18 protein-coding genes and 1 other RNA gene are annotated in these 17,052 nt (G+C 72.2%); 10 read left to right on the top strand and 9 right to left on the bottom strand.

The window, feature by feature from the left end; all coding sequences use genetic code 11:
* Window positions 1-56: 56 nt before the first annotated feature.
* Window positions 57-449 (bottom strand): TraR/DksA family transcriptional regulator, encoded by a 393-nt coding sequence (locus G4D86_RS18585; protein ID WP_163995312.1) that lies wholly within the window; start codon window positions 447-449, stop codon window positions 57-59.
* Between the two features lie 16 nt (window positions 450-465).
* Window positions 466-1,296: a deoxyribose-phosphate aldolase gene (deoC, locus tag G4D86_RS18590; RefSeq protein WP_163995313.1), complete on the bottom strand. Its 831-nt coding sequence runs from the start codon at window positions 1,294-1,296 to the stop codon at window positions 466-468.
* 113 nt (window positions 1,297-1,409) lie between these two features.
* Between deoC and G4D86_RS18595 the strand changes: the two genes are divergently transcribed.
* Genes G4D86_RS18595 through G4D86_RS18605 form a run of 3 tightly spaced genes read left to right on the top strand, consistent with a single transcriptional unit; the run spans window position 1,410 to window position 4,256 of the window.
* On the top strand, window positions 1,410-2,642 hold the full coding sequence (locus tag G4D86_RS18595) for a ComEC/Rec2 family competence protein (RefSeq protein ID WP_163995314.1): 1,233 nt from the start codon (window positions 1,410-1,412) through the stop codon (window positions 2,640-2,642).
* Window positions 2,639-4,000, top strand: a complete 1,362-nt coding sequence (locus G4D86_RS18600) for an MBL fold metallo-hydrolase (protein ID WP_163995315.1) — start codon at window positions 2,639-2,641, stop codon at window positions 3,998-4,000. The genes G4D86_RS18595 and G4D86_RS18600 overlap by 4 nt, the downstream gene beginning before the upstream one ends.
* 13 nt (window positions 4,001-4,013) lie before the next feature.
* A complete protein-coding gene (locus tag G4D86_RS18605; RefSeq protein ID WP_163995316.1) occupies window positions 4,014-4,256 on the top strand; it encodes a DUF3006 domain-containing protein in 243 nt (80 codons plus the stop codon).
* A 2-nt stretch (window positions 4,257-4,258) separates the two neighbouring features.
* On the opposite strand, the gene G4D86_RS18610 is transcribed toward G4D86_RS18605, so the two are convergent.
* Both G4D86_RS18610 and G4D86_RS18615 read right to left on the bottom strand, forming a co-directional pair.
* On the bottom strand, window positions 4,259-5,467 hold the full coding sequence (locus G4D86_RS18610; RefSeq protein ID WP_163995317.1) for an MFS transporter: 1,209 nt from the start codon (window positions 5,465-5,467) through the stop codon (window positions 4,259-4,261).
* A gap of 12 nt (window positions 5,468-5,479) precedes the next feature.
* On the bottom strand, window positions 5,480-7,177 hold the full coding sequence (locus tag G4D86_RS18615; protein ID WP_163995318.1) for an AgmX/PglI C-terminal domain-containing protein: 1,698 nt from the start codon (window positions 7,175-7,177) through the stop codon (window positions 5,480-5,482).
* A gap of 156 nt (window positions 7,178-7,333) precedes the next feature.
* On the opposite strand from G4D86_RS18615, the gene G4D86_RS18620 reads away from it, so the two are divergent.
* Window positions 7,334-7,624 (top strand): FYDLN acid domain-containing protein, encoded by a 291-nt coding sequence (locus G4D86_RS18620; RefSeq protein WP_163995319.1) that lies wholly within the window; start codon window positions 7,334-7,336, stop codon window positions 7,622-7,624.
* Window positions 7,625-7,746: 122 nt separating this feature from the next.
* Here G4D86_RS18620 and G4D86_RS52145 read toward each other — a convergent pair whose 3' ends face one another.
* Complete coding sequence (locus G4D86_RS52145) at window positions 7,747-7,911, bottom strand: hypothetical protein (protein WP_205519629.1); 165 nt, start codon at window positions 7,909-7,911, stop codon at window positions 7,747-7,749.
* Between the two features lie 183 nt (window positions 7,912-8,094).
* On the bottom strand, window positions 8,095-8,877 hold the full coding sequence (locus tag G4D86_RS18625; RefSeq protein ID WP_163995320.1) for a cupredoxin domain-containing protein: 783 nt from the start codon (window positions 8,875-8,877) through the stop codon (window positions 8,095-8,097).
* 159 nt (window positions 8,878-9,036) lie between these two features.
* On the opposite strand from G4D86_RS18625, the gene G4D86_RS18630 reads away from it, so the two are divergent.
* From G4D86_RS18630 to rnpB, 3 genes are all read left to right on the top strand, one after another.
* A complete protein-coding gene (locus G4D86_RS18630; protein ID WP_163995321.1) occupies window positions 9,037-9,768 on the top strand; it encodes a zinc ribbon domain-containing protein in 732 nt (243 codons plus the stop codon).
* A 20-nt stretch (window positions 9,769-9,788) separates the two neighbouring features.
* Entirely contained in the window at window positions 9,789-10,061 is a 273-nt protein-coding gene (locus tag G4D86_RS52935) for a hypothetical protein (RefSeq protein WP_240360332.1), read from the top strand.
* Window positions 10,062-10,151: 90 nt separating this feature from the next.
* Window positions 10,152-10,549, top strand: an RNA gene (rnpB, locus tag G4D86_RS18640) — RNase P RNA component class A.
* 40 nt (window positions 10,550-10,589) lie between these two features.
* On the opposite strand, the gene G4D86_RS18645 is transcribed toward rnpB, so the two are convergent.
* Window positions 10,590-11,147, bottom strand: coding sequence for a hypothetical protein (locus G4D86_RS18645; protein WP_163995322.1), 558 nt, complete (start codon window positions 11,145-11,147; stop codon window positions 10,590-10,592).
* Between the two features lie 69 nt (window positions 11,148-11,216).
* Here G4D86_RS18645 and ftsY point away from each other — a divergent pair, with 69 nt between their 5' ends.
* Complete coding sequence (gene ftsY, locus G4D86_RS18650; protein WP_163995323.1) at window positions 11,217-12,779, top strand: signal recognition particle-docking protein FtsY; 1,563 nt, start codon at window positions 11,217-11,219, stop codon at window positions 12,777-12,779.
* Window positions 12,780-12,788: 9 nt separating this feature from the next.
* Here the strand turns inward: ftsY and G4D86_RS18655 are convergent, their stop codons facing one another.
* Complete coding sequence (locus G4D86_RS18655) at window positions 12,789-14,639, bottom strand: M1 family aminopeptidase (protein ID WP_163995324.1); 1,851 nt, start codon at window positions 14,637-14,639, stop codon at window positions 12,789-12,791.
* A 53-nt stretch (window positions 14,640-14,692) separates the two neighbouring features.
* On the opposite strand from G4D86_RS18655, the gene G4D86_RS18660 reads away from it, so the two are divergent.
* The gene (locus tag G4D86_RS18660; protein WP_163995325.1) at window positions 14,693-15,286 is read left to right on the top strand and encodes a hypothetical protein; all 594 of its coding nucleotides are present in this window, start codon (window positions 14,693-14,695) and stop codon (window positions 15,284-15,286) included.
* 57 nt (window positions 15,287-15,343) lie between these two features.
* Here the strand turns inward: G4D86_RS18660 and G4D86_RS18665 are convergent, their stop codons facing one another.
* Complete coding sequence (locus tag G4D86_RS18665; protein WP_163995326.1) at window positions 15,344-16,429, bottom strand: PEGA domain-containing protein; 1,086 nt, start codon at window positions 16,427-16,429, stop codon at window positions 15,344-15,346.
* A 194-nt stretch (window positions 16,430-16,623) separates the two neighbouring features.
* Here G4D86_RS18665 and G4D86_RS18670 point away from each other — a divergent pair, with 194 nt between their 5' ends.
* The gene (locus G4D86_RS18670) at window positions 16,624-17,037 is read left to right on the top strand and encodes a hypothetical protein (RefSeq protein ID WP_240360333.1); all 414 of its coding nucleotides are present in this window, start codon (window positions 16,624-16,626) and stop codon (window positions 17,035-17,037) included.
* Window positions 17,038-17,052 lie beyond the last annotated feature (15 nt).

Here is a 17,052-nt window from a genome sequence, read left to right on the forward strand (position 1 = left end):
GAGACCTCGTGTAGCCTTGGAGGGCGCGGCGAGCACGCGGCTCGCGCGCCGGTTGTTCAGGTGTAGTCGGTAAGCTTCTTGCGGGTGGCGCGGCCCTTGGGGCCGTCCTTGGCGCCCTGGCACGTCACGCAGTACTCCGCGTAGGGCATGGCGCGCAGCCGGCCCAGGGGCAGCTCATCGCCGCACTCCTCGCACTCGCCATAGGAGTCCGGGTCGTCGCGCAGCTTGCCCAGCGCCTTCATCACCCGGGCCAGCACGCCGTCCATGTTCCGGTTCCGGTTGGAGGCGATGGCCTGCATCATCTCGTTGAGGGGCTGCTCGTCCTCGTCGCCGCCGATGCGTGCGTCGTCGGTGCGGTTGGGCTCGATTCTGGCGGGCGTCTTCTCCGTCAGCTCGGAGTGGAGCGCCAGCAGCAGCTTCTTGAATTCCTCTCGCTGTTTCGCGTTCACGTCTCGCCGCCGTGTGTCAGTACTTCGCCGTGGAGGCCTGGCCGCTGACGATGGCCACCGACGCGGACGCGCCCAGGCGGTTGGCGCCCGCGCGCAGCATCTTCATCGCGTCCTCGGCGGAGCGGATGCCGCCGGACGCCTTCACGCCCACGTCGTCGCCCACCACCCGGCGCATCAGCGCCACGTCCTCGGCGGTGGCGCCACCCCCGCCGAAGCCGGTGGACGTCTTCACGAAGGCAGCCCCCGCCGCCTTGGACAGGGCGCAGGCGAGCACCTTCTCCTCGTCGGTGAGCAGGGACGTCTCCAGAATCACCTTCACCGGCAGCGGGCGGGCGGCGTCCACCACGGTGGCGATGTCCTGGTGGACGAGCGCGTAGTCGCGCGACTTGAGCGCGCCCACGTTGAGCACCATGTCGATTTCGCGCGCCCCGGCGCGGATGGCCTCGCGGGCCTCGAAGGCCTTGGCGGACGGCAGCGACGCGCCCAGCGGGAAACCCACCACGGCGATGGGCACGGTGGTGGCGCCGGCCAGCACGCGCGCGGCGGTGGCCACGTGGGTGCTGTTGACGCACACGGTGGCGAAGCCGTGCTTGCGGGCCTCCTCGGCCAGCTTCACCACGTCCTCGGCGCGGGCCTCGGGCTTGAGCAGCGTGTGGTCGATGTAGGGCGCCAGGTCCGCCGGGGAGCGGATGGACTCCATGTCCACGCGGGCGGTGGACGTCTGGGAATCCGGAGCGGGAGCACCGGGCTCCGTGGGTGAGGTCTCCTTCCAGGCATCCATGCGACGGCGGGCCTGGTCGGCGAGCTCCTCGAGGAACTTCGCGAAGACGTCCTGGGAGTCGGACATGACGCGCCCCTTAGCCCACTTCCCGCCCCTCGGGAAGCGGTCGCACGGGGAGCACGCGTCCGCTGCCCTCCCGCAGGTGCCGAAGACAGGAGCGGAGCGCTAGAGTCCGCTGCGTGACGTCTTCCGCCCGGCTGCTCACCCTCCTCGTCCTCCTGCTCGCCTCGCTCCCGGGCCGGGCCGCGCCTTCGCCCGCCGTGAAGCCGCTCACGGTGTACTTCTTCGACGTGGGCCAGGGGGACGCCGCGCTCATCGTGTCGCCCACGGGCAAGACGGTGCTCATCGACGGAGGCCCGCCCGAGGCGCGCGAGCACCTGGCCCGCAGGCTGCGCCAGCTGGTGAAGGAGCCGCTGGACCTGGTCATCCTCACCCACCCGCACCTGGACCACCTGGGCGGCATGGCGCACGCGCTGAAGGCGGTGGGCGCGAAGCGCTTCATGGACCCGGGCTTCGACCACCCGAGCGACGCGTACAGGGACTTGCTGGAAGCAGTGGGCAGCTCGGTGGGCCAGGTGATGAACCCGGAGCCCAACCCGCAGGCGCCGCAGACGCTGCTCACCATCGGCCTGGGCGAGGGCACCTCGCTCACGGTGCTGTGGCCACGCGTGCCGCAGGAGCCCTTCCTGGACGACACGCGCTCGGACCCGAACTCCAACTCCGTCATCACCAAGCTGACGTACGGGAAGACGGCGTTCCTCTTCACCGGCGACGCCGAGCCGGACACGGAGGCCGTCCTCCTCCAGAAGCGCATCGACTTCTCCTCCACCGTGCTCAAGGTGGCCCACCATGGCGGGCGCTACTCGTCCACCGCCGCCTTCCTCGCCGCGGTGAAGCCGAAGGCCGCCGTCATCTCCTGCGGCGCCGGCAACGACTACGGGCACCCCACCCAGGAAGCGCTACAGCGCCTGGACGCGTCGGGCGCCCGCGTCTTCCGCACGGACCAGGACGGCGAGGTGGTGGCGGTGAGCGACGGCAACACCGTCACGCTGCGCTCCGAGAAGGGCCGCGCCGCGCCCCTGGCCGTGCCCGGCGTGGTGAGGCCCGGCCCCGTCGCGCTCGGCCCCATCCTCCCCAGCGCGAAGCGTGCCCGTGGCGGCTCGCGGGACAAGGAGCCCGAGCCCGGCGCGCGCGACGTGGCCACCGTCACGTCGCGGAGCACCGGGGAGTCCGCTCCGGCGTCCTCGCGGGGCGATGAGGGAGCGGGGCCCTTCGTCAGCCTGAAGGGCAGCAAGGTGTTCCACCGCGAGGACTGCGCCACCTTGAAGCGCTCCAAGTCCGAGCGCACCGTCTATTCCAGCCGCGCCGCCGCCCAGCGCGAGCGCCGCCCCGCCGAGGACTGCCACCCATGAGCCCGCGCCTGTTCTGCCTCCTGGGAGTGCTGGTGGCCGCGGCCGCCTGCGAGGAGCCTCCGCCGCCCGCGCCGCCACCGCCGGCCGCCGTCACCCGTCCCGTCGAGGCGCGCCGCTACTTCGGCGCGGCCCCGGACGGGAAGCTGCACGTCTACTTCTTCAACGTGGGCCAGGGGGACGCGGCGCTCATCGTGTCGCCGGAGGGGCACACTGTGCTGGTGGACGCGGGCCCCGCCTCCTCGGCGGACCACCTGCTCAACCGGCTGCCGGAGTTGCTCACGCAGCGGCTGGACCTGGTCATCCTCACGCACCCGCACGCGGACCACCATGGCGGGGTGGAGGCGGTGCTGCGGCGCGTGGGCGCGAAGCAGTTGATGGAGCCGCAGCTCGAGTCCACGCCCCCCGACTACGACGCCCTGCTCACCCGCCTGGGGCGAATGGGCGTGGAGTTCGTCTCCGCGGCGCCGCCGCAGAACACGCCCAACGCGCCGCTGCGCCTGCCGCTGGGCCCGGGCGTGGAGCTGAACGTGCTGTGGCCGCGCCACCCCACCGAGAAGCTGCTCGACGTGCCGGAGGCTCCGCTGGAGGCCAACTCCATCGTCCTGCGCCTCACGTACGGCGACACGGCGGTGCTCTTCGCGGGGGATGCGCACGCGAAGACGGAGGCGTCCCTGCTGGCGCGCGGCACACCCATGCGGGCCACGGTGCTCAAGGTGGCGGCGCACGGCGCGGACGGGCCGACGACGAAGGCCTTCCTGGAGGCCGTGCGGCCCCGCGCCGCCGTCATCTCCACCGGCGACACCCCGGCGGCCGCCACGCTGGCGCGGCTCAAGGCCGTGGGCGCCCAGGTGTTCCACACCGACGACGCGGGCGAGGTGCAGGTGGTGAGCGACGGGAAGCAGCTCGTCGTCACCCCGCAGCGCCTGCCCGACGACGTGCCGGAGGACACGCGCTACACGTTCCACGGGCTCGGCGACACCGACACCCTGCCCGTCGCCCAGGCCCCGAAGCAGGACACAGCGAAGCCGGACGCCACGAAGGCCCCGCCCGTCCGGGGCACGACGCCGGGAGCCCGGGGCTCGACGAACCTGGCGCGCTACGGCCAGGTGGTGGACATCGACGACCTGCCGGCCCCGGACGCGCCGCGGCCCTCGCGCTCGGAGGCGCGCCCGCCTCGCGGCGGTACGGAGTCGCGCGAGGGGGCTTCGGAGGTGTACGTCGCCAGCAGCAAGGGAGACGTCTTCCACCTGCCCTTCTGCCGGAACGCGGCGAAGATCAAGCAGTCCAACCGCATCGTCTTCAAGTCCCGCGAGGAAGCCGCCCGCGGCCGGCGGCCGGCCAAGGACTGCAACCCCTAGAGGAGCCCCGCGCATGACTCGCGCCACGCTGGACCGCATCGAAGGCGACGTCGCCGTGCTCGTCGTGGAGGGCCAGCAGCAGACGCGCCCGCTGAGCGATTTGCCGGAAGGGGTGCGCGAGGGGGACGTGCTGGACCTGGACACGCTGAGCGTGGACCGCGAGGCCACCGAGGCCCTGCGCGCCCAGGTGCGCGAGGCCCGCCAGCGGGCAAAGCAGGGCAAGAAGAAGCCGCCGTCCGGCGACTTCGACCTGTAGCCTCAGGCCAGGGGCGCCGTCACGGCGGGACGGGCCCGGGGCAGCAGCACCGCCAGCAGCACCGCGCTCACCGCCGCCAGCAGGCCCGCAGAGAGGAAGGCCGGCGCGCTGCCCCACCGAGTCCACACCGCGCCGAACAGCAGGCCCGCGGCCAACGAGGCCCCGCCGGTGAGCCCGTTGTAGAGGCCGAACGCGCGCCCCCGGGCGGACGGTGGCACCAGCGAGGTGAGCAGCGACTTCTCCGCCCCCTCCGCCAGCGCGTGGTACAGCCCGTAGACGGCCATGACGGCCAGCGTGCCGGGGATGCTGCGCACCAGGGACAGCGCCACGTAGCTGAGCGCGTACAGTCCCCACCCCGCCAGCACCACGCGCGACGAGCCCAGCCGGTCCGCCAGCCAGCCCGCCGGGTAGGACACGGCCGCCTTCACCACGTGCAGCATCAGCCACGCCATGGGCAGCAGCGCCGCCGGCGCGCCCTCCTCGGTGAGCTTCAGCAAGAGGAAGGCATCCGTGGAGTTGGCCACGCCGAAGAGCACCACCGGCGCCAGGTAGTAGCCGAGCCGGCGGGGCACCGGCACCAGCGCCGCGCCCGTGCCGTGGGCTTCTGGTGAGCGCTCGGGCTCCTTCACCACGAGGAGGCACAGCAGCGCGACGAAGCCCGGCACCGCCGCCGCGAGGAACACCTGCTCCGCGCGCAGCCCCAGCGCCACCAGCGCCATGGCCACCAGCGCGCCCAGCGCCGCGCCCGCGTGGTCCATGCCCCGGTGGAAGCCGAAGGCCCGCCCCCGCGCGCCCTCCGGCACCGAGTGGGCGATGATGGCGTCGCGCGGGCTGCTGCGCACGCCCTTGCCCACGCGGTCCAGCGCGCGGATGAGCAGGGGCTGCCATGCGAGGGTGACGAAGGCCATCAGCGGCCGCGCCAGCGAGGACACGCCGTAGCCCATCAGCACCAGCGGCTTGAGCCGGCGCGCCCGGTCCGCCCACAGGCCGGAGCGGTACTTGAGGAGCGCGGACACCAGGTCCGACAGCCCCTCCATGGCGCCCAGCAGCAGCGGCGCCGCGGGGAAGCGCGCCGCGAGGAACGCGGGCAGCAGCGGGAAGATCATGTCGCTGCTCACGTCCGTGAGCAGCGACACCAGCCCCAGCAGCACCACCGCGCGGGGCAGGCGGCCGCCCGCCGCCCGAGACAGCTCCGCCCCCTGGCTGCTCACGGGCGCGGCCGGCTACAGCGTCCCGGAGAGGACGAGCGGAATCTCGAGGTCCACGTCATCACCGGCGAAGGCGGAGAACACCATGCTCTTCGCACGGTCGCGGATGCAGGAGCCCACGGGGGAGCGGCTCAGGTCCTTCTTGTCGAGCGTGACGGCCTTCACCTTGCCGGAGCTGCCCACCGTCGCGGTGAGCGTCACCTTGCCCACGCGGAAGGACGGATTCTTCCGCAGCTCGTTCTCCACGCAGGAGCGGAACGCGTCCTGCGCCTTGTCCACCACGCGCTCCACCTCCTCGTCCGAGGGGCCACCCACCTCGTCCGAGTCCGTCGCGGCCACCTCCGCGTCCTTGCGCACGTCGGGGCCCACGTCCTTCTTGTCCGCGTCCGCGTAGACGGCCTGGAGCTGCTCGGCGGACGGAGCCGGCGCGGCGCCCGTCGGCGTGCCGGTGCCCGTGGGGGCCTGGCCCGAGGGAGCGGGAGCGGACTCCGGCTCCGGGGCGGGCGCGGCCGGACGCTTCTCGGCGGGAGGAGCCACGGGCTTCGGCGCAGGGGCCGCCGGCGGCTCGCGCCCCAGCAGCTTGTCGCGCAGCGCGCCCACGCCCCGGGTGGAGAAGATGGGCTGCTCCACTGGATGGCCCTCGGCGTCCACCGTCTTCACGCGCAGGGGCACCACGCCCAGCGTCTCCGACAGCACGTACGCGCCGCCGAGGGGGACGAGGAGCAGCAGCAGCACCGCGACGGCGTACTTCCACGCGGGGTTGCGCCGCGTCACGCCCGACTTCGCCGCGAAGTGGCGGGTGTCCTCCACCGGCTGACGCTCGTTCGGGTCGCCACCGCCCAGCGCGGCCAGCGGGTCGTCGTACTGGCCCTGGCCATCGTCCTCGTTCCCGTCGCCCCGATTGCCGGGCAGGTCCAGGTCGGAGAACAGGTCGTCATTGAGCGGCGCGGCGGCCTGCGCGGGGGCCTGGCCCCGCCGGCCCTGGGCCTGGACGCGCGGGTCGGGCTCCTCGAAGAAGGTCCGCTCCGGCTCGTCCTGCTCCGGGTCCCAGGCCTGCTGCTGGGGCTCGGGGGCCGCGGGCTCCTCGGGCTCCGGCACGAAGGCCTGGGGCTCGGGCTCACGGCGGGCCGAGGCCGCCCGTGCGCGGGATGGCGCGGGCGCCAGAGGTGGCTCCTCCACCGGAGGAGGCGGCGGCGGGGGCGGCTCGGGCGCGGGGGGCGCCGCGAAGAGGACGGCCAGCTCGGGGATGTCCGAGCCGCGCTTCCAGTCCGCCATGCCCTGCTGCCAGAAGAAGCTCCGTCCACTGACGGTTCCAGTGGCCACGAGCTCTCGGAGGGCGCCCTCGTCCAGCGGCCCCTCCTGCTTGTTGCGCACCATGACGAACCAGGGCGAGCCCGCTGGCTTCAGCGGCACCGCACGGGTCGGCTCGTCGTCCCAGGGAGTCTGGAGGGCGGCTGCAGGGGCGCGGGCCACGGCAGGTGCCGCCGCGACGGGCGCGCTCGGCTCGGGCTCCGCGAGGGAGCGCTCCTGGGCGCGGATGCGCTCCACGTCCGCGAGAGACACCACGCGGGTGCTCTCCTCCAGGGGCAGGGACGGTCCTTCGACGGTGATGACGTTCTGGCAGTTCTTGCAGCGGACCTTGACCGTCTTGCCGCGGACCTTTTCGTCCGCAATGGAATACCGCTTCTGGCAATTGTCGCAGGTGAAGTTCAAGGGGAGCGTCCGACTTCCGGGGGAAAACTCGGGGGAAAGCGCGGGTCGGATGCTACCGCTAGAAATCTCCCGCGCAAACCACAGGTTGACTCTGTCCGACAGCCCAACTATTCAGCCGCCCTCTCGTGTCTCCACTGGCCTTTCCAAAGGTGGCGAATGCCGGCGAAGGATCTTGGAACGAAGTACGTCTGCTACAAGTGCCAGACGAAGTTCTACGACATGAAGAAGCCGGACCCGCTCTGCCCCAAGTGTGGGGCAGATCAGCGGGAGAGCCCGGCCCTCAAGCCTCAGCCCGAGGGACGCCGTGGCCGTCTGGCCGCTGCCCCGAAGGTCATCGAACCCATCGAGCCGGAGGAGCCAGCCGCCGCGGGTGAGGAGGAAGAGGAGGAACTGGAGACCTTCGACGACGAAGAGGCCGCCGCGGAGCCAGAAGAGGAAGACATCTAGTCCTGAAGCACCGAGGGGCTCCACGGCACATGCCGGGAGCCCCTTCGCTTTCTTCAGGACATTGCTGTCGTGCTGCCCGGCGGGCGCCCCATGACGGGAGCGCCCCGGGCCGTGCGCCGCCCTCAGGTTCCCGAGACGGGCTTCAGCTCCAGGAGTGCCCGGCGGATCTGCTCGTAGAGGCCGGGCCCCATCTCCTGCATGCCCACCGGTCGCGCGCTCGCCTTTCGGGGCGACTCCACCGTGCTCAGGTCGCTCGTCAAAGTCGTCCGCTTCTTCGGCTGATGCATGACTCGGCCCCCCTTCGTCTCGTTGACAGCAATCTTATAGCAATATTTCCACCAGAACGGAAACGGCATTCGAAAATCCGCCTCTCACTCACTTATACGTCGAGCGCCGAAATTATTTCCGCGACGCCCGTCGCCCCGCACCGGATACGGCCGGGGCGCCTGCACCGGGTTGTCCACCCGGACCTACTTCAGCTGGTCCACCGCCCACTCCAGGTCCACCTGGACGGTTTCGCCGTTCTTCACATTCACGGTGCGTGCCAGCTCCGGCAGACGCTCGTGCCAGAAGACGAGGGTGTGGGCGCCCTCGGGCACCTCCAGGCGGAAGTGTCCGTCGGCGCCGCTGGTGGTGAAGTACCCGTGGTCGAAGGTGCGCACCATCGCGTGCATCCAGGGGTGGACGTCGCAGCGGATGGGGACGGCGCCCGGCGCGGCGGGCAGGGGACGGCGCACCGTCATCCCCTCCAGGGGCATGGCCACGTTGAAGAAGGCGCGGTTGGCACCGGAGGCGGCGCGCACGTTGTGGACCAGGGGGTCCGAGTTTCGCAGCGCCAGCGTGCCGCCGGCCCGCGCGGCCAGGACAGGCGGGTCATAGAGACAGCGCTTCTGGTCCAGCACGGGCTCGGGTGGGGACTGGCGGGACGCGGGCAGCGAGGCCCCCTCCTTCAGGGACACCACCACGTAGGCGAGCGAGCCCTCGCCTCCGACGACGAGGGAGCGGTCCTCCGCCTGCTCCCCGCACACGGACACGACGGTGCCGCTCGTGGGGCTGCGTGCAGGAGGGGGCGGAGTCCCGGAAAGCCGGATTCGGCCCTCGACGGTGCCCCACCCGGTGGCGGCGGGTGCCGGAGACGCGACGGGCGTGTCCGGGTTTCCGGCGGAGGGGGCCACGGGCGGAGGGGGCGCGGACTCGCGGCAGCCGGGGGCCAGCGCGAGCAGGAAGGAGCAGAGCAGGAGGGGGCGGAACACGCGCCCGGTCTAACCGGTGCGTGAAGCTGTTTCAAATGCAGCACGCCTGCCCGAGGCCCAGGGGATGACTCATGGGCCATTTGGGCGTTGGACCCCCATCACCCTTGTTGGTACAAGAGCGCCGCCGTACACGGTGCGGCCCTGTGGGAGGCAGCAACTTTGCGGGAGAAATTGAAAGCGCTGGCGGAGCTGCAGAACGTAGACCTCGAGGTCGCTTCGCTCCGGAAGGCCGCGGACGTTCACCCCCGTCAGATTGCCGAGCTGGAGCGGGAGCTGGGCGTGGCCCGCAGCGCCATCGAGGCCGAGCGGGCGCGGCTTACGGACATGGAGCGCCAGAAGTCGCAGCTCGAGCAGAACATCACGGACGAGAAGGACAAGGTGAAGAAGTGGGAGGCGCGGCTCAGCGAGCAGCGTTCCACCCGCGAGTACTCCGCCCTGGCCCGTGAAATCGACATCGCCAAGAAGGCGAACCTCACCATGGCGGAGGAGCTCGCGGAGCTGACGAAGCAGCTCGGCGCCGCTCGCGAGGCCATCAAGTCCAAGGAGTCCGACTTCGCCACGAAGCAGCAGGGCCTGTCCGGCCGCATGGCGGAGCTCAAGGGCAAGCTGGGCGAGGCGGAGGCGCAGGTGAAGTCGCTCGAGGGCCGCCGCTCCGGCGTGTCCGCGGGCGTCGACGCCAACCTGCTCCGCCGCTACGAGGCGATTCGCAAGAAGAAGCTGCCCGCGCTGGTGGGCGTGGTGGCTGGCACCTGCCAGGGCTGCAACATGAACGTGCCCCCGCAGCTCTACAACCAGCTGCGCACCTCGCTGGGCACCGACGTGTGCCCGTCCTGCAACCGCATCATCTACGCGGTGGAAGCCCTCCAGGAAACGCCCGCGGCGACGAAGTAGCGCTCACCGTCCCCGCCGTCATGCCCGCGCCGTCCGTCATCGACATCCTCCGCCACATCGCGCGCGAGGAGCCGTTGCCGTCGACGGTGCGCGCCTTCCGCGGCGTCACCCGCGAGCACCTCGGGCAGCTCCTCGAGGAGGTCGCCGGGCGCCTGGCCGAAGCCGCGGTGCTCGCGCCGGAGGCGCGCGAGAATTCCCCTGCCCAGCCCGCGCCTCGGGACGCCGCCGTGCCGCTGGAAGGCCGGGGTGAGCCCCGTCCCCGTGCCGCGCGCGCCGAGCGCCGGGGCGGCTGAGCCGCGCTCCCTGACTCCCGACAGCTGCTGACGGGCCCCCGCCCCCCGGAGTGGACCTGCGCCGTCCGCCTGTTGTAAGGGCACGGTGCCGGAGTGGTCCGGGTGAACGCCGGCCACCGCAGTCACGGGTGGCGGGAGGAAAGTCCGGGCTCCGTAGGGCAGGGTGCTGGCTAACGGCCAGTCGAGGCGACTCGCAGGAAAGTGCCACAGAAAACAGACCGCCCGTTCCGCAAGGGGCGGGTAAGGGTGAAACGGTGCGGTAAGAGCGCACCGCGTCCGGGGTGACTCGGACGGCACGGTAAACCCCACCTGGAGCAAGAGCCAATAGGAGCGCGTCCCTCGCAGTCCGGGGGGACAGGGATGGCCCGTCCCAAGCGTTCGGGTTGCTCGCTGATGAGGTCCCTGGGCAACCAGGGCCCTAGATGAATGTTCACTGCCCACCTCGAAAGGGGTGGTGACAGAACCCGGCTTACAGGGCCACTCCGGCTTTTTTCTCCCCTGCAAGCCACTCCGTCGCGAGGCGCGCCGTCAGCGCGCCACGGGCACCTGCCCCAGCAGGATGCGGTCCCTACCGTCGTTGCGGACGGCATCCGGGTTGGTGAGCCGCAGACGCGAGTCCGTGCGCGGCTCCCACAGGCCCAGCCAGATGTTGAGCGCGCGCGGACCGGCGCCGGCCGGCACGTAGATGGCGAACTCGTCCTTCACCGTCTCGCCGGGCTTCCACTGCGACGTCGCGTAGAGGCCACCCGCGGGCTTGTGGTCCACGTTCATGCGCTCCATGCGCCCCTCGGCGTCCTCGACGTGGACGAAGACGAGGTAGTCCTCCTCGAGGGGCTGGAGCACCTTGAAGTAGAGCGTCACCTTGGCCTGCTCCCCCGGGGTGAGCCGGCCGGGCTGCACGGTGGCGCCGACCAGCTCCACCTTGCCGCCGAGGTTGGCGCCGTTGCGCAGGGACAGGGGCGGCACCTGGGCGACGGTGGCCGCGCGGCGCTCCTGCGGGCTGGCGCCGCCGGGCGCCTCGACGATGCAGGCGGGGCCCAGGAGGAGGACCGACGGAAGCAGGACACTGGAGAGCTTGAGGCGCATGGCCTCGGGTTTCTACCCGGCCACGGGCGCTGCATCCACTTGCGCGTTGGTGTATGCGAGGCCGCGCACATGAAGACGCCCAACGCCCTCGACGCCCTGGCCGCGCAGGTGCCGCCCGCCCCCTCCCCCGCTCCCACTCCGGGCGGGGGCACCACGCAGCCGGGCACCGGCACGCCCCCGACTGAGGGCTTCCCCATAGGCGATGCCGTCGGCATTGGCGCCGCGGGCCTCTTCGTCCTGCTGATGGTGCTGGCCGCGCGGAAGATGTTCTTCCGCAAGCGCGCGCCGGAAGCGAAGAAGCCCACCGCCGTCCCCGGAGAGAAGCCCGCCCTGCCGGCGGAGCGGCCCCAGCTCCGGGTGGAGCTGCCGCCCTCGCAGGCGGAGGCCGCCCGGCTGCGCGAGGCGGAGGAGGCGCATGAGCGCGCCGCCACCCTGGCCCGCCAGCGCGAGGAGGCCGCCCGCGCCGCCCGCACCACCACGGACACCGCCGAGCGCGCCCGGCTGGAGGCGCAGGCCCGGGACCTCAAGGAGCGCGAGGAGGAGGAGAAGCGCGCCGAGTACCGCGCGAAGAAGGCCGCCGACGACGAGGCCCGTGAGCGGCGCAAGCGCGAGCAGGCCGAGGCGCAGCGGCTCGTGGAGGAGGAGCGCGCCCGCGAGGCCGCCGCCGTCGAGGAGGCCCGCCGCGCCGAGGAGGCCGCCGCGCGCGCCAAGGTGGAGGCCGAGGCCGGCCGCACGCTGGCGCAGGGCCTGGACAAGACGAAGAGCCAGGGCTTCATGGCCCGGCTCAACGGGCTGTTCGGCCAGCAGCGCCAGGTGGACGAGTCCGTGCTGGCGGAGCTGGAGGAAATCCTCTTCACGGCGGACATCGGCGTGCGCACCGCCAACCACCTGGTGGAGGTGGCGCGCGAGAAGCTCAAGCGCAACGAGCTGAAGGACCCGGAGCGCATCAAGGCCCTCATCCGCGACGAGGTGGCCCGCATCTGCGACTTGCCAGTGCCGCGCTCGCTGGAAGGCGGAGGCCCCCCGCACGTCGTCATGGTGGTGGGCGTCAACGGCGCAGGGAAGACCACCACCATCGGCAAGCTGGCGGCGAAGCTCACCGGCCAGGGCAAGAAGGTGGTGCTCGCCGCGGGAGACACCTTCCGCGCCGCCGCTACCGAGCAGCTCGACGTGTGGGCGGACCGCGCGAAGGCCCAGCTGGTGAAGGGCGCGGAGGGCGGAGACCCCAGCTCGGTCATCTTCGACGCCATCAAGAAGGCGAAGGACGAGGGCGCGGACGTCGTCATCGCCGACACGGCGGGCCGGCTCCACACCAAGGCGCCGCTCATGGAAGAGCTGAAGAAGGTCAAGCGCGTCATGGACAAGGCGCAGCCCGGCGCACCGCACGAGGTGCTGCTGGTGCTGGACTCCACCAACGGCCAGAACGCGATTCAGCAGGCCAAGCAGTTCCACGAGGCCGTGGGCGTCACCGCGATTGCGCTCACGAAGCTGGACGGCACCGCGAAGGGCGGCGTCATCATCGGCATCTGCGACGAGCTGAAGCTGCCCGTCGTCTGGGTGGGCGTGGGCGAGAAGATCGCCGACCTGCGCCGCTTCGAGCCGCGCGAGTTCGTCCAGGCCCTCTTCGACTGACGGCCGGGCTCACTCCCCCAGCAGGCCCGGCATCAGCTGCTCCAACAGCTGCTTCGACGCCGGGTCCAGCTCCATACCCTGCAAGTCCCCCAGGTCCCCGAGCCCCTGGGCGCCCAGCATCGACGCCAGGTCGGCCTTGCCCAGGTCCTCGTCGCCGTGCGCCTCCAGCCACCAGCGCACGCGCAGGGCCTCCAGTCGCTTCGCGTGGGCGGGACTCGCCTTCGCCAGCTCGCGGGTGAAGCCGTCCCCGCCGGCCCACTTGAAGCGGTACGTGTCCACGTACGCGCGCAGCGCCTGGAGGAAGGCCGCGTCCCCCACGAGCTGCCGCGAGGCCTGGTGCAGCAGCGGCGCCTTGCCGTAGACGAGCGCGCCGTACTCGAACTCGTCCGCGAAGTCGCCCGTGGGCCGGTCCGCGCGGCCGTCCTTCCCGCCCGACAACCGGTACAGGTGGTACGACGACACCAGCGCTTCCTTCCGCTGCGCGTCCGCCGCTCCCTTGCCGTGCTTCCATTCGACGTAGAGGAGCGCGGTGTACTGGGCCAGCGACTCGTCCACGACGGGCATGTGGATGGGGTCCGAGCCCACGAGGCCGGCGAAGTACTGGTGCGCCACCTCGTGCGCCACGGTGAACTCCAGCGTGCGCTCCAGCACCTCGCCCAGGTGCGCCATGACGGGGTTGCCGCCCTGCCCCATCGCCCCCAGCAGCTCCTCGAGCCCCTCCATCCCCTGGAGGCCGGCCAGCGCCTCGGTCGGGTCCGCGGAGCCGCGGTACAGCGACGTGGCCACCGTGACGAGCCCGGGGAACTCCATGCCGCCCGCGCCGCCGGACAGGGGCGCCTCCACCACGCGGAAGTGCGTGTAGGGCAGCGGCCCCAGGCGCCGCTCGTACTCCTCCAGCATCGCGCTGGCGTACTTCAGCACGCGCTCGCCCGCGGCCTTGTCCCGCGCCGCGTAGTGGCTCTCCACGGTGACGCCGCCCACCGTGGCCGTGGAGCTCTCGTAGCCCCTCGACACGAGGATGGGGAAGTCGCGCACCGCGGCCGCCGCGAAGGCGAAGCGCATCCGGCCGTTGCGCTCGGGAACCTCGCCCATGGGCGCGCCCGTGGCGTGCACCGTCCAGCCCGAGGGCACGGTGATGGTGGCCAGCACGTGCGCCGGCTCATACAGCGCCAGGTCGCCAATGCCCTGCGGCCCGTCCCAGGGGCGCCCCACGGCGTCCGTCGGCGGCACCTGGGGCACCACCCCCACCAGGCTGAGGAAGTCCTCCGTGGCGGAGAAGGCGCCGTGGTCTCCGCCACCGCCTCGCGAGCCTCCGCCCAGCAGCCCCGACAGCATCCCTCCGCCTCCCGCCGCGGCCTGGGGCACCGTGGCCTTCACCGCCACGTCCACCACCGCCGCCGCGCCGACAGGGACCGGCTCCTCCAGCGGCACGCGGTACAGCGTGGGCTCCGGCCGCTCCAGCTTCACCGGCCGCCCGCCGACCTTCGCCCCGGACAGCGTCACCCGGCGCCCCTGGGCGTTGGGCGTCAGCCGCAGGTACAGCTCCGTGAGGGGCGTCTCGCGAGCCAGGACCTCCACCTGCACCCGGCCTGTCACCTCGCGTGCGGCCGGGTCCACGTCCAGTTGCACCCGGTAGCGCGGCAGCTCGTCCAGTGGCCCCAGTGCCTTCGTCGCCCTCGCGCGCTCGGAGGGCTTGAGGTGCTGGAGGCAGAGCTGCACCTCGGGGGAGAAGGCCGGGGAGGCCGGGGGCACCGGGGGCGCTGGGGATGCCGGAGGCGCTGGAGCCGGAGGCGGACCGCTCCAGGCGGGGACACCGGAGAGCACGCCCCACAACAGGCACCCGCGCAGGAAGGTCCGCATGGGAGCCATGCTAATTGACCGGGTCCACCACTGCTCGTCTAGCCTGGAGGTCCATGCACTCTCGAACGCTCGTCCTGGCTGCCGCCTGGGGGCTGGTGGCCTGTGCGCGGCACGTCCCCGCCACCCCCACTTCCGCACCTGCGGCTCCCCGCTCCTTACGGCTCCTGCTGGACACTCCCGCGCAGGAGACGGAGCTGCTCACGAAGCTGCGCGACGACGTGGAAATCGACACCTCCGAGGGCGAGCGCACGCCGCACGTCGTGACGACGGGGCAGACGCCCGTGCTGCGGCTGGAGGGAAGCCGGGCCCGCCTCTACGGCGACGCCCGGGGCACCCTGGGCATCTCCGTGGACAACTTCCTGCTGGTGGAGGTGCTGGACGCGAAGGGCAAGCTGCTGCGCAGCGCCGTGGTGGGCTTCACCGAGGGCGTCCACATGGGCAAGGAGCAGGTGGACAGCCTGGGGCGCCGCGCCTTCAGCTTCGAGCCCGGCGAGGTGGACCTCACGAACCTGCTGCCCGAGTCCGAGCCCTTCCAGGTCCGCGCCACCGCGCTGGACTACTGGGGCGTGGGCCGGGTGAGCGACGTGTACCTCGTGCTCGCCCCGGATTCGCGCTCGTCCGCCGACGACGACCTGCGCGGACAGTGAGCCGTGCGCCGCGCCCGCCTTCGAGCAAGGCGGGCGGGACGGCGAATCAGCAGCGCATCAGAAGTGGAAGGCGTTGGCGGGAATGCGCAGAGCGCCTCCCGAGCCGCCACCGCGCACCGGGCGCGCGCCGCCCAGCACGGCATCGCAGTCGCCGCCGCACACGTCCCTGGAGTTCAGGGCAGGAGCGGTGTTGCCCTGCGTGGCCATCACCGCGCCCACCGTGCCCGCGGCCACCACCGCGCCGACGCCGGCCCACACGTACCAGCGGCCGTACCAGGGCTTGCCGGAGCTCACCTCCGTGTCGGGCTCCGTCGTGTCCGTGAGCGACAGGCCGGGCGACGTCTCCTCCGGCGTGCGCGACGGCTCCAGCGTCGGCTTCTTCGGCGAGTCCGCGCTGGCCACCGACGAGTCCACCAGCGGCCGCAGCGTGCCCTCCACCGCGTAGCTCCGGCCGGCGAAGACGGTGATGTTGTGCACGTCGGGCTTGAAGCCCGGGGCCCGGAACTCAATCTCGCGCGAGCCCGGCTTGAGCAGCACATTGCCCTGCGGCACCGGTCCCACCTCGTCGCCGTCCACCACCACCACCGCCTCGGCCACGTCCGCGGTGAGCGTGGCGAAGCCCATGGTGGCATCCAGCGACACGGACACCTCCTGCTGCGAGCCCTCCTTGACGTCGATGCGCCGCGTGTAGTCGGCGAAGCCCGGCTTGCGGACCACCAGCAGGTGCTCGCCCGGCGTCACCGTCACGGGCATGGGGGCGGCGCTCAGCGTGCCGGCGTCCTTGCCGTCCACCTGCAGCTTCGCCCCGCGCACGCCGCCCGAAATCCGCACCATCATCTCCGTCTTCCGGGGCGACAGCGGCGCGAGAATGTCGTCGTCTTCCACCACGGGCTCCACCGGCTTCTTGCCCGCCTTGCCTCGCGCCGTCGCGCCGCTCTTCGTCTTCGCCGGCTTCTTCGTCACCTTCGCGGGCTTCTCGCGCGGCGTCTTCTTGCGCACCACCTTCGTCTTCCCGGCCTTCGTCTTGGAAGACTTCGACTGCGGGGTGAGGGGAGCGAGGAGGTCATCGTCCTGCGCGAACGCGGAGGACGGCGCCGCCAGGACGGTCACCAGGGCGAAGAGGACGAGGCGGTGAGGGCTCATGACGGATCGAAGGTTAGAGAGTCATCCCTGGGGAATCAAACAGAGTCCCGCCCGCCGTGCCGTTGGGCGAATATCCGCGCCCCATGCACCGCGCCCTGTCCTCCCTGGCATTCGGCCTCAGTGTTCTCTCCCTTACGGCGTGCCCCGCCAAGACGCCTCCGCGCACGGAGGTGCAGGTCCCACCTCCCCCTCCCGTGCGCGTGCCTCCAGGCTGTGAGAGCAGCCAGGCAGGCGAGTACTTCCACGCCGAGAATCCCGCCTTCCGCTACCACGGCGAGGACGACGGCGGCACCCTGTCGCTCTCCGTGGTGCGCGCCCACGGAGATGGCGGCACCGACGCGCCGGATGCGAGCACCGCCACCATCGTCCTGCAGCGCACCCCGGACGGCTTCGTGGGCCAGACGCACGCCACGGGCTTCGCCGGCTCCGGCGCGCCCTGCCCCGTCGTCTTCCCCACCGAAGTCGAAGCGTGCGCCGACGCGGGCCTCACGCTGCGCTCGGCGGCCAGCACCTCCATCGACGAGGGCTGCCGCGCCGCGCCCTCCGGCGCGCCCACCGTGCGGCTGCGGCAGGTGCTCCTGCGCGGCGAGCCGGACGCGGGTACCTGAAACGACAAAGGGGTG

The sequence above is a fragment of the Pyxidicoccus caerfyrddinensis genome (genome assembly GCF_010894405.1).
In the GTDB taxonomy this organism is placed as follows: Bacteria; Myxococcota; Myxococcia; order Myxococcales; family Myxococcaceae; genus Myxococcus; species Myxococcus caerfyrddinensis.

What these genes read in the sequence shown, in the direction of transcription:
- deoC (WP_163995313.1), bottom strand. Translation starts at nt 1,296, where the DNA reads ATGTCCGACTCCCAGGACGTCTTCGCGAAGTTCCTCGAGGAGCTCGCC.
- G4D86_RS18600 (WP_163995315.1), top strand. Translation starts at nt 2,639, where the DNA reads ATGAGCCCGCGCCTGTTCTGCCTCCTGGGAGTGCTGGTGGCCGCGGCC.
- G4D86_RS18605 (WP_163995316.1), top strand. Translation starts at nt 4,014, where the DNA reads ATGACTCGCGCCACGCTGGACCGCATCGAAGGCGACGTCGCCGTGCTC.
- G4D86_RS18620 (WP_163995319.1), top strand. Translation starts at nt 7,334, where the DNA reads ATGCCGGCGAAGGATCTTGGAACGAAGTACGTCTGCTACAAGTGCCAG.
- G4D86_RS52145 (WP_205519629.1), bottom strand. Translation starts at nt 7,911, where the DNA reads ATGCATCAGCCGAAGAAGCGGACGACTTTGACGAGCGACCTGAGCACG.
- G4D86_RS52935 (WP_240360332.1), top strand. Translation starts at nt 9,789, where the DNA reads ATGCCCGCGCCGTCCGTCATCGACATCCTCCGCCACATCGCGCGCGAG.
- G4D86_RS18645 (WP_163995322.1), bottom strand. Translation starts at nt 11,147, where the DNA reads ATGCGCCTCAAGCTCTCCAGTGTCCTGCTTCCGTCGGTCCTCCTCCTG.
- ftsY (WP_163995323.1), top strand. Translation starts at nt 11,217, where the DNA reads ATGAAGACGCCCAACGCCCTCGACGCCCTGGCCGCGCAGGTGCCGCCC.
- G4D86_RS18655 (WP_163995324.1), bottom strand. Translation starts at nt 14,639, where the DNA reads ATGCGGACCTTCCTGCGCGGGTGCCTGTTGTGGGGCGTGCTCTCCGGT.
- G4D86_RS18660 (WP_163995325.1), top strand. Translation starts at nt 14,693, where the DNA reads ATGCACTCTCGAACGCTCGTCCTGGCTGCCGCCTGGGGGCTGGTGGCC.
- G4D86_RS18665 (WP_163995326.1), bottom strand. Translation starts at nt 16,429, where the DNA reads ATGAGCCCTCACCGCCTCGTCCTCTTCGCCCTGGTGACCGTCCTGGCG.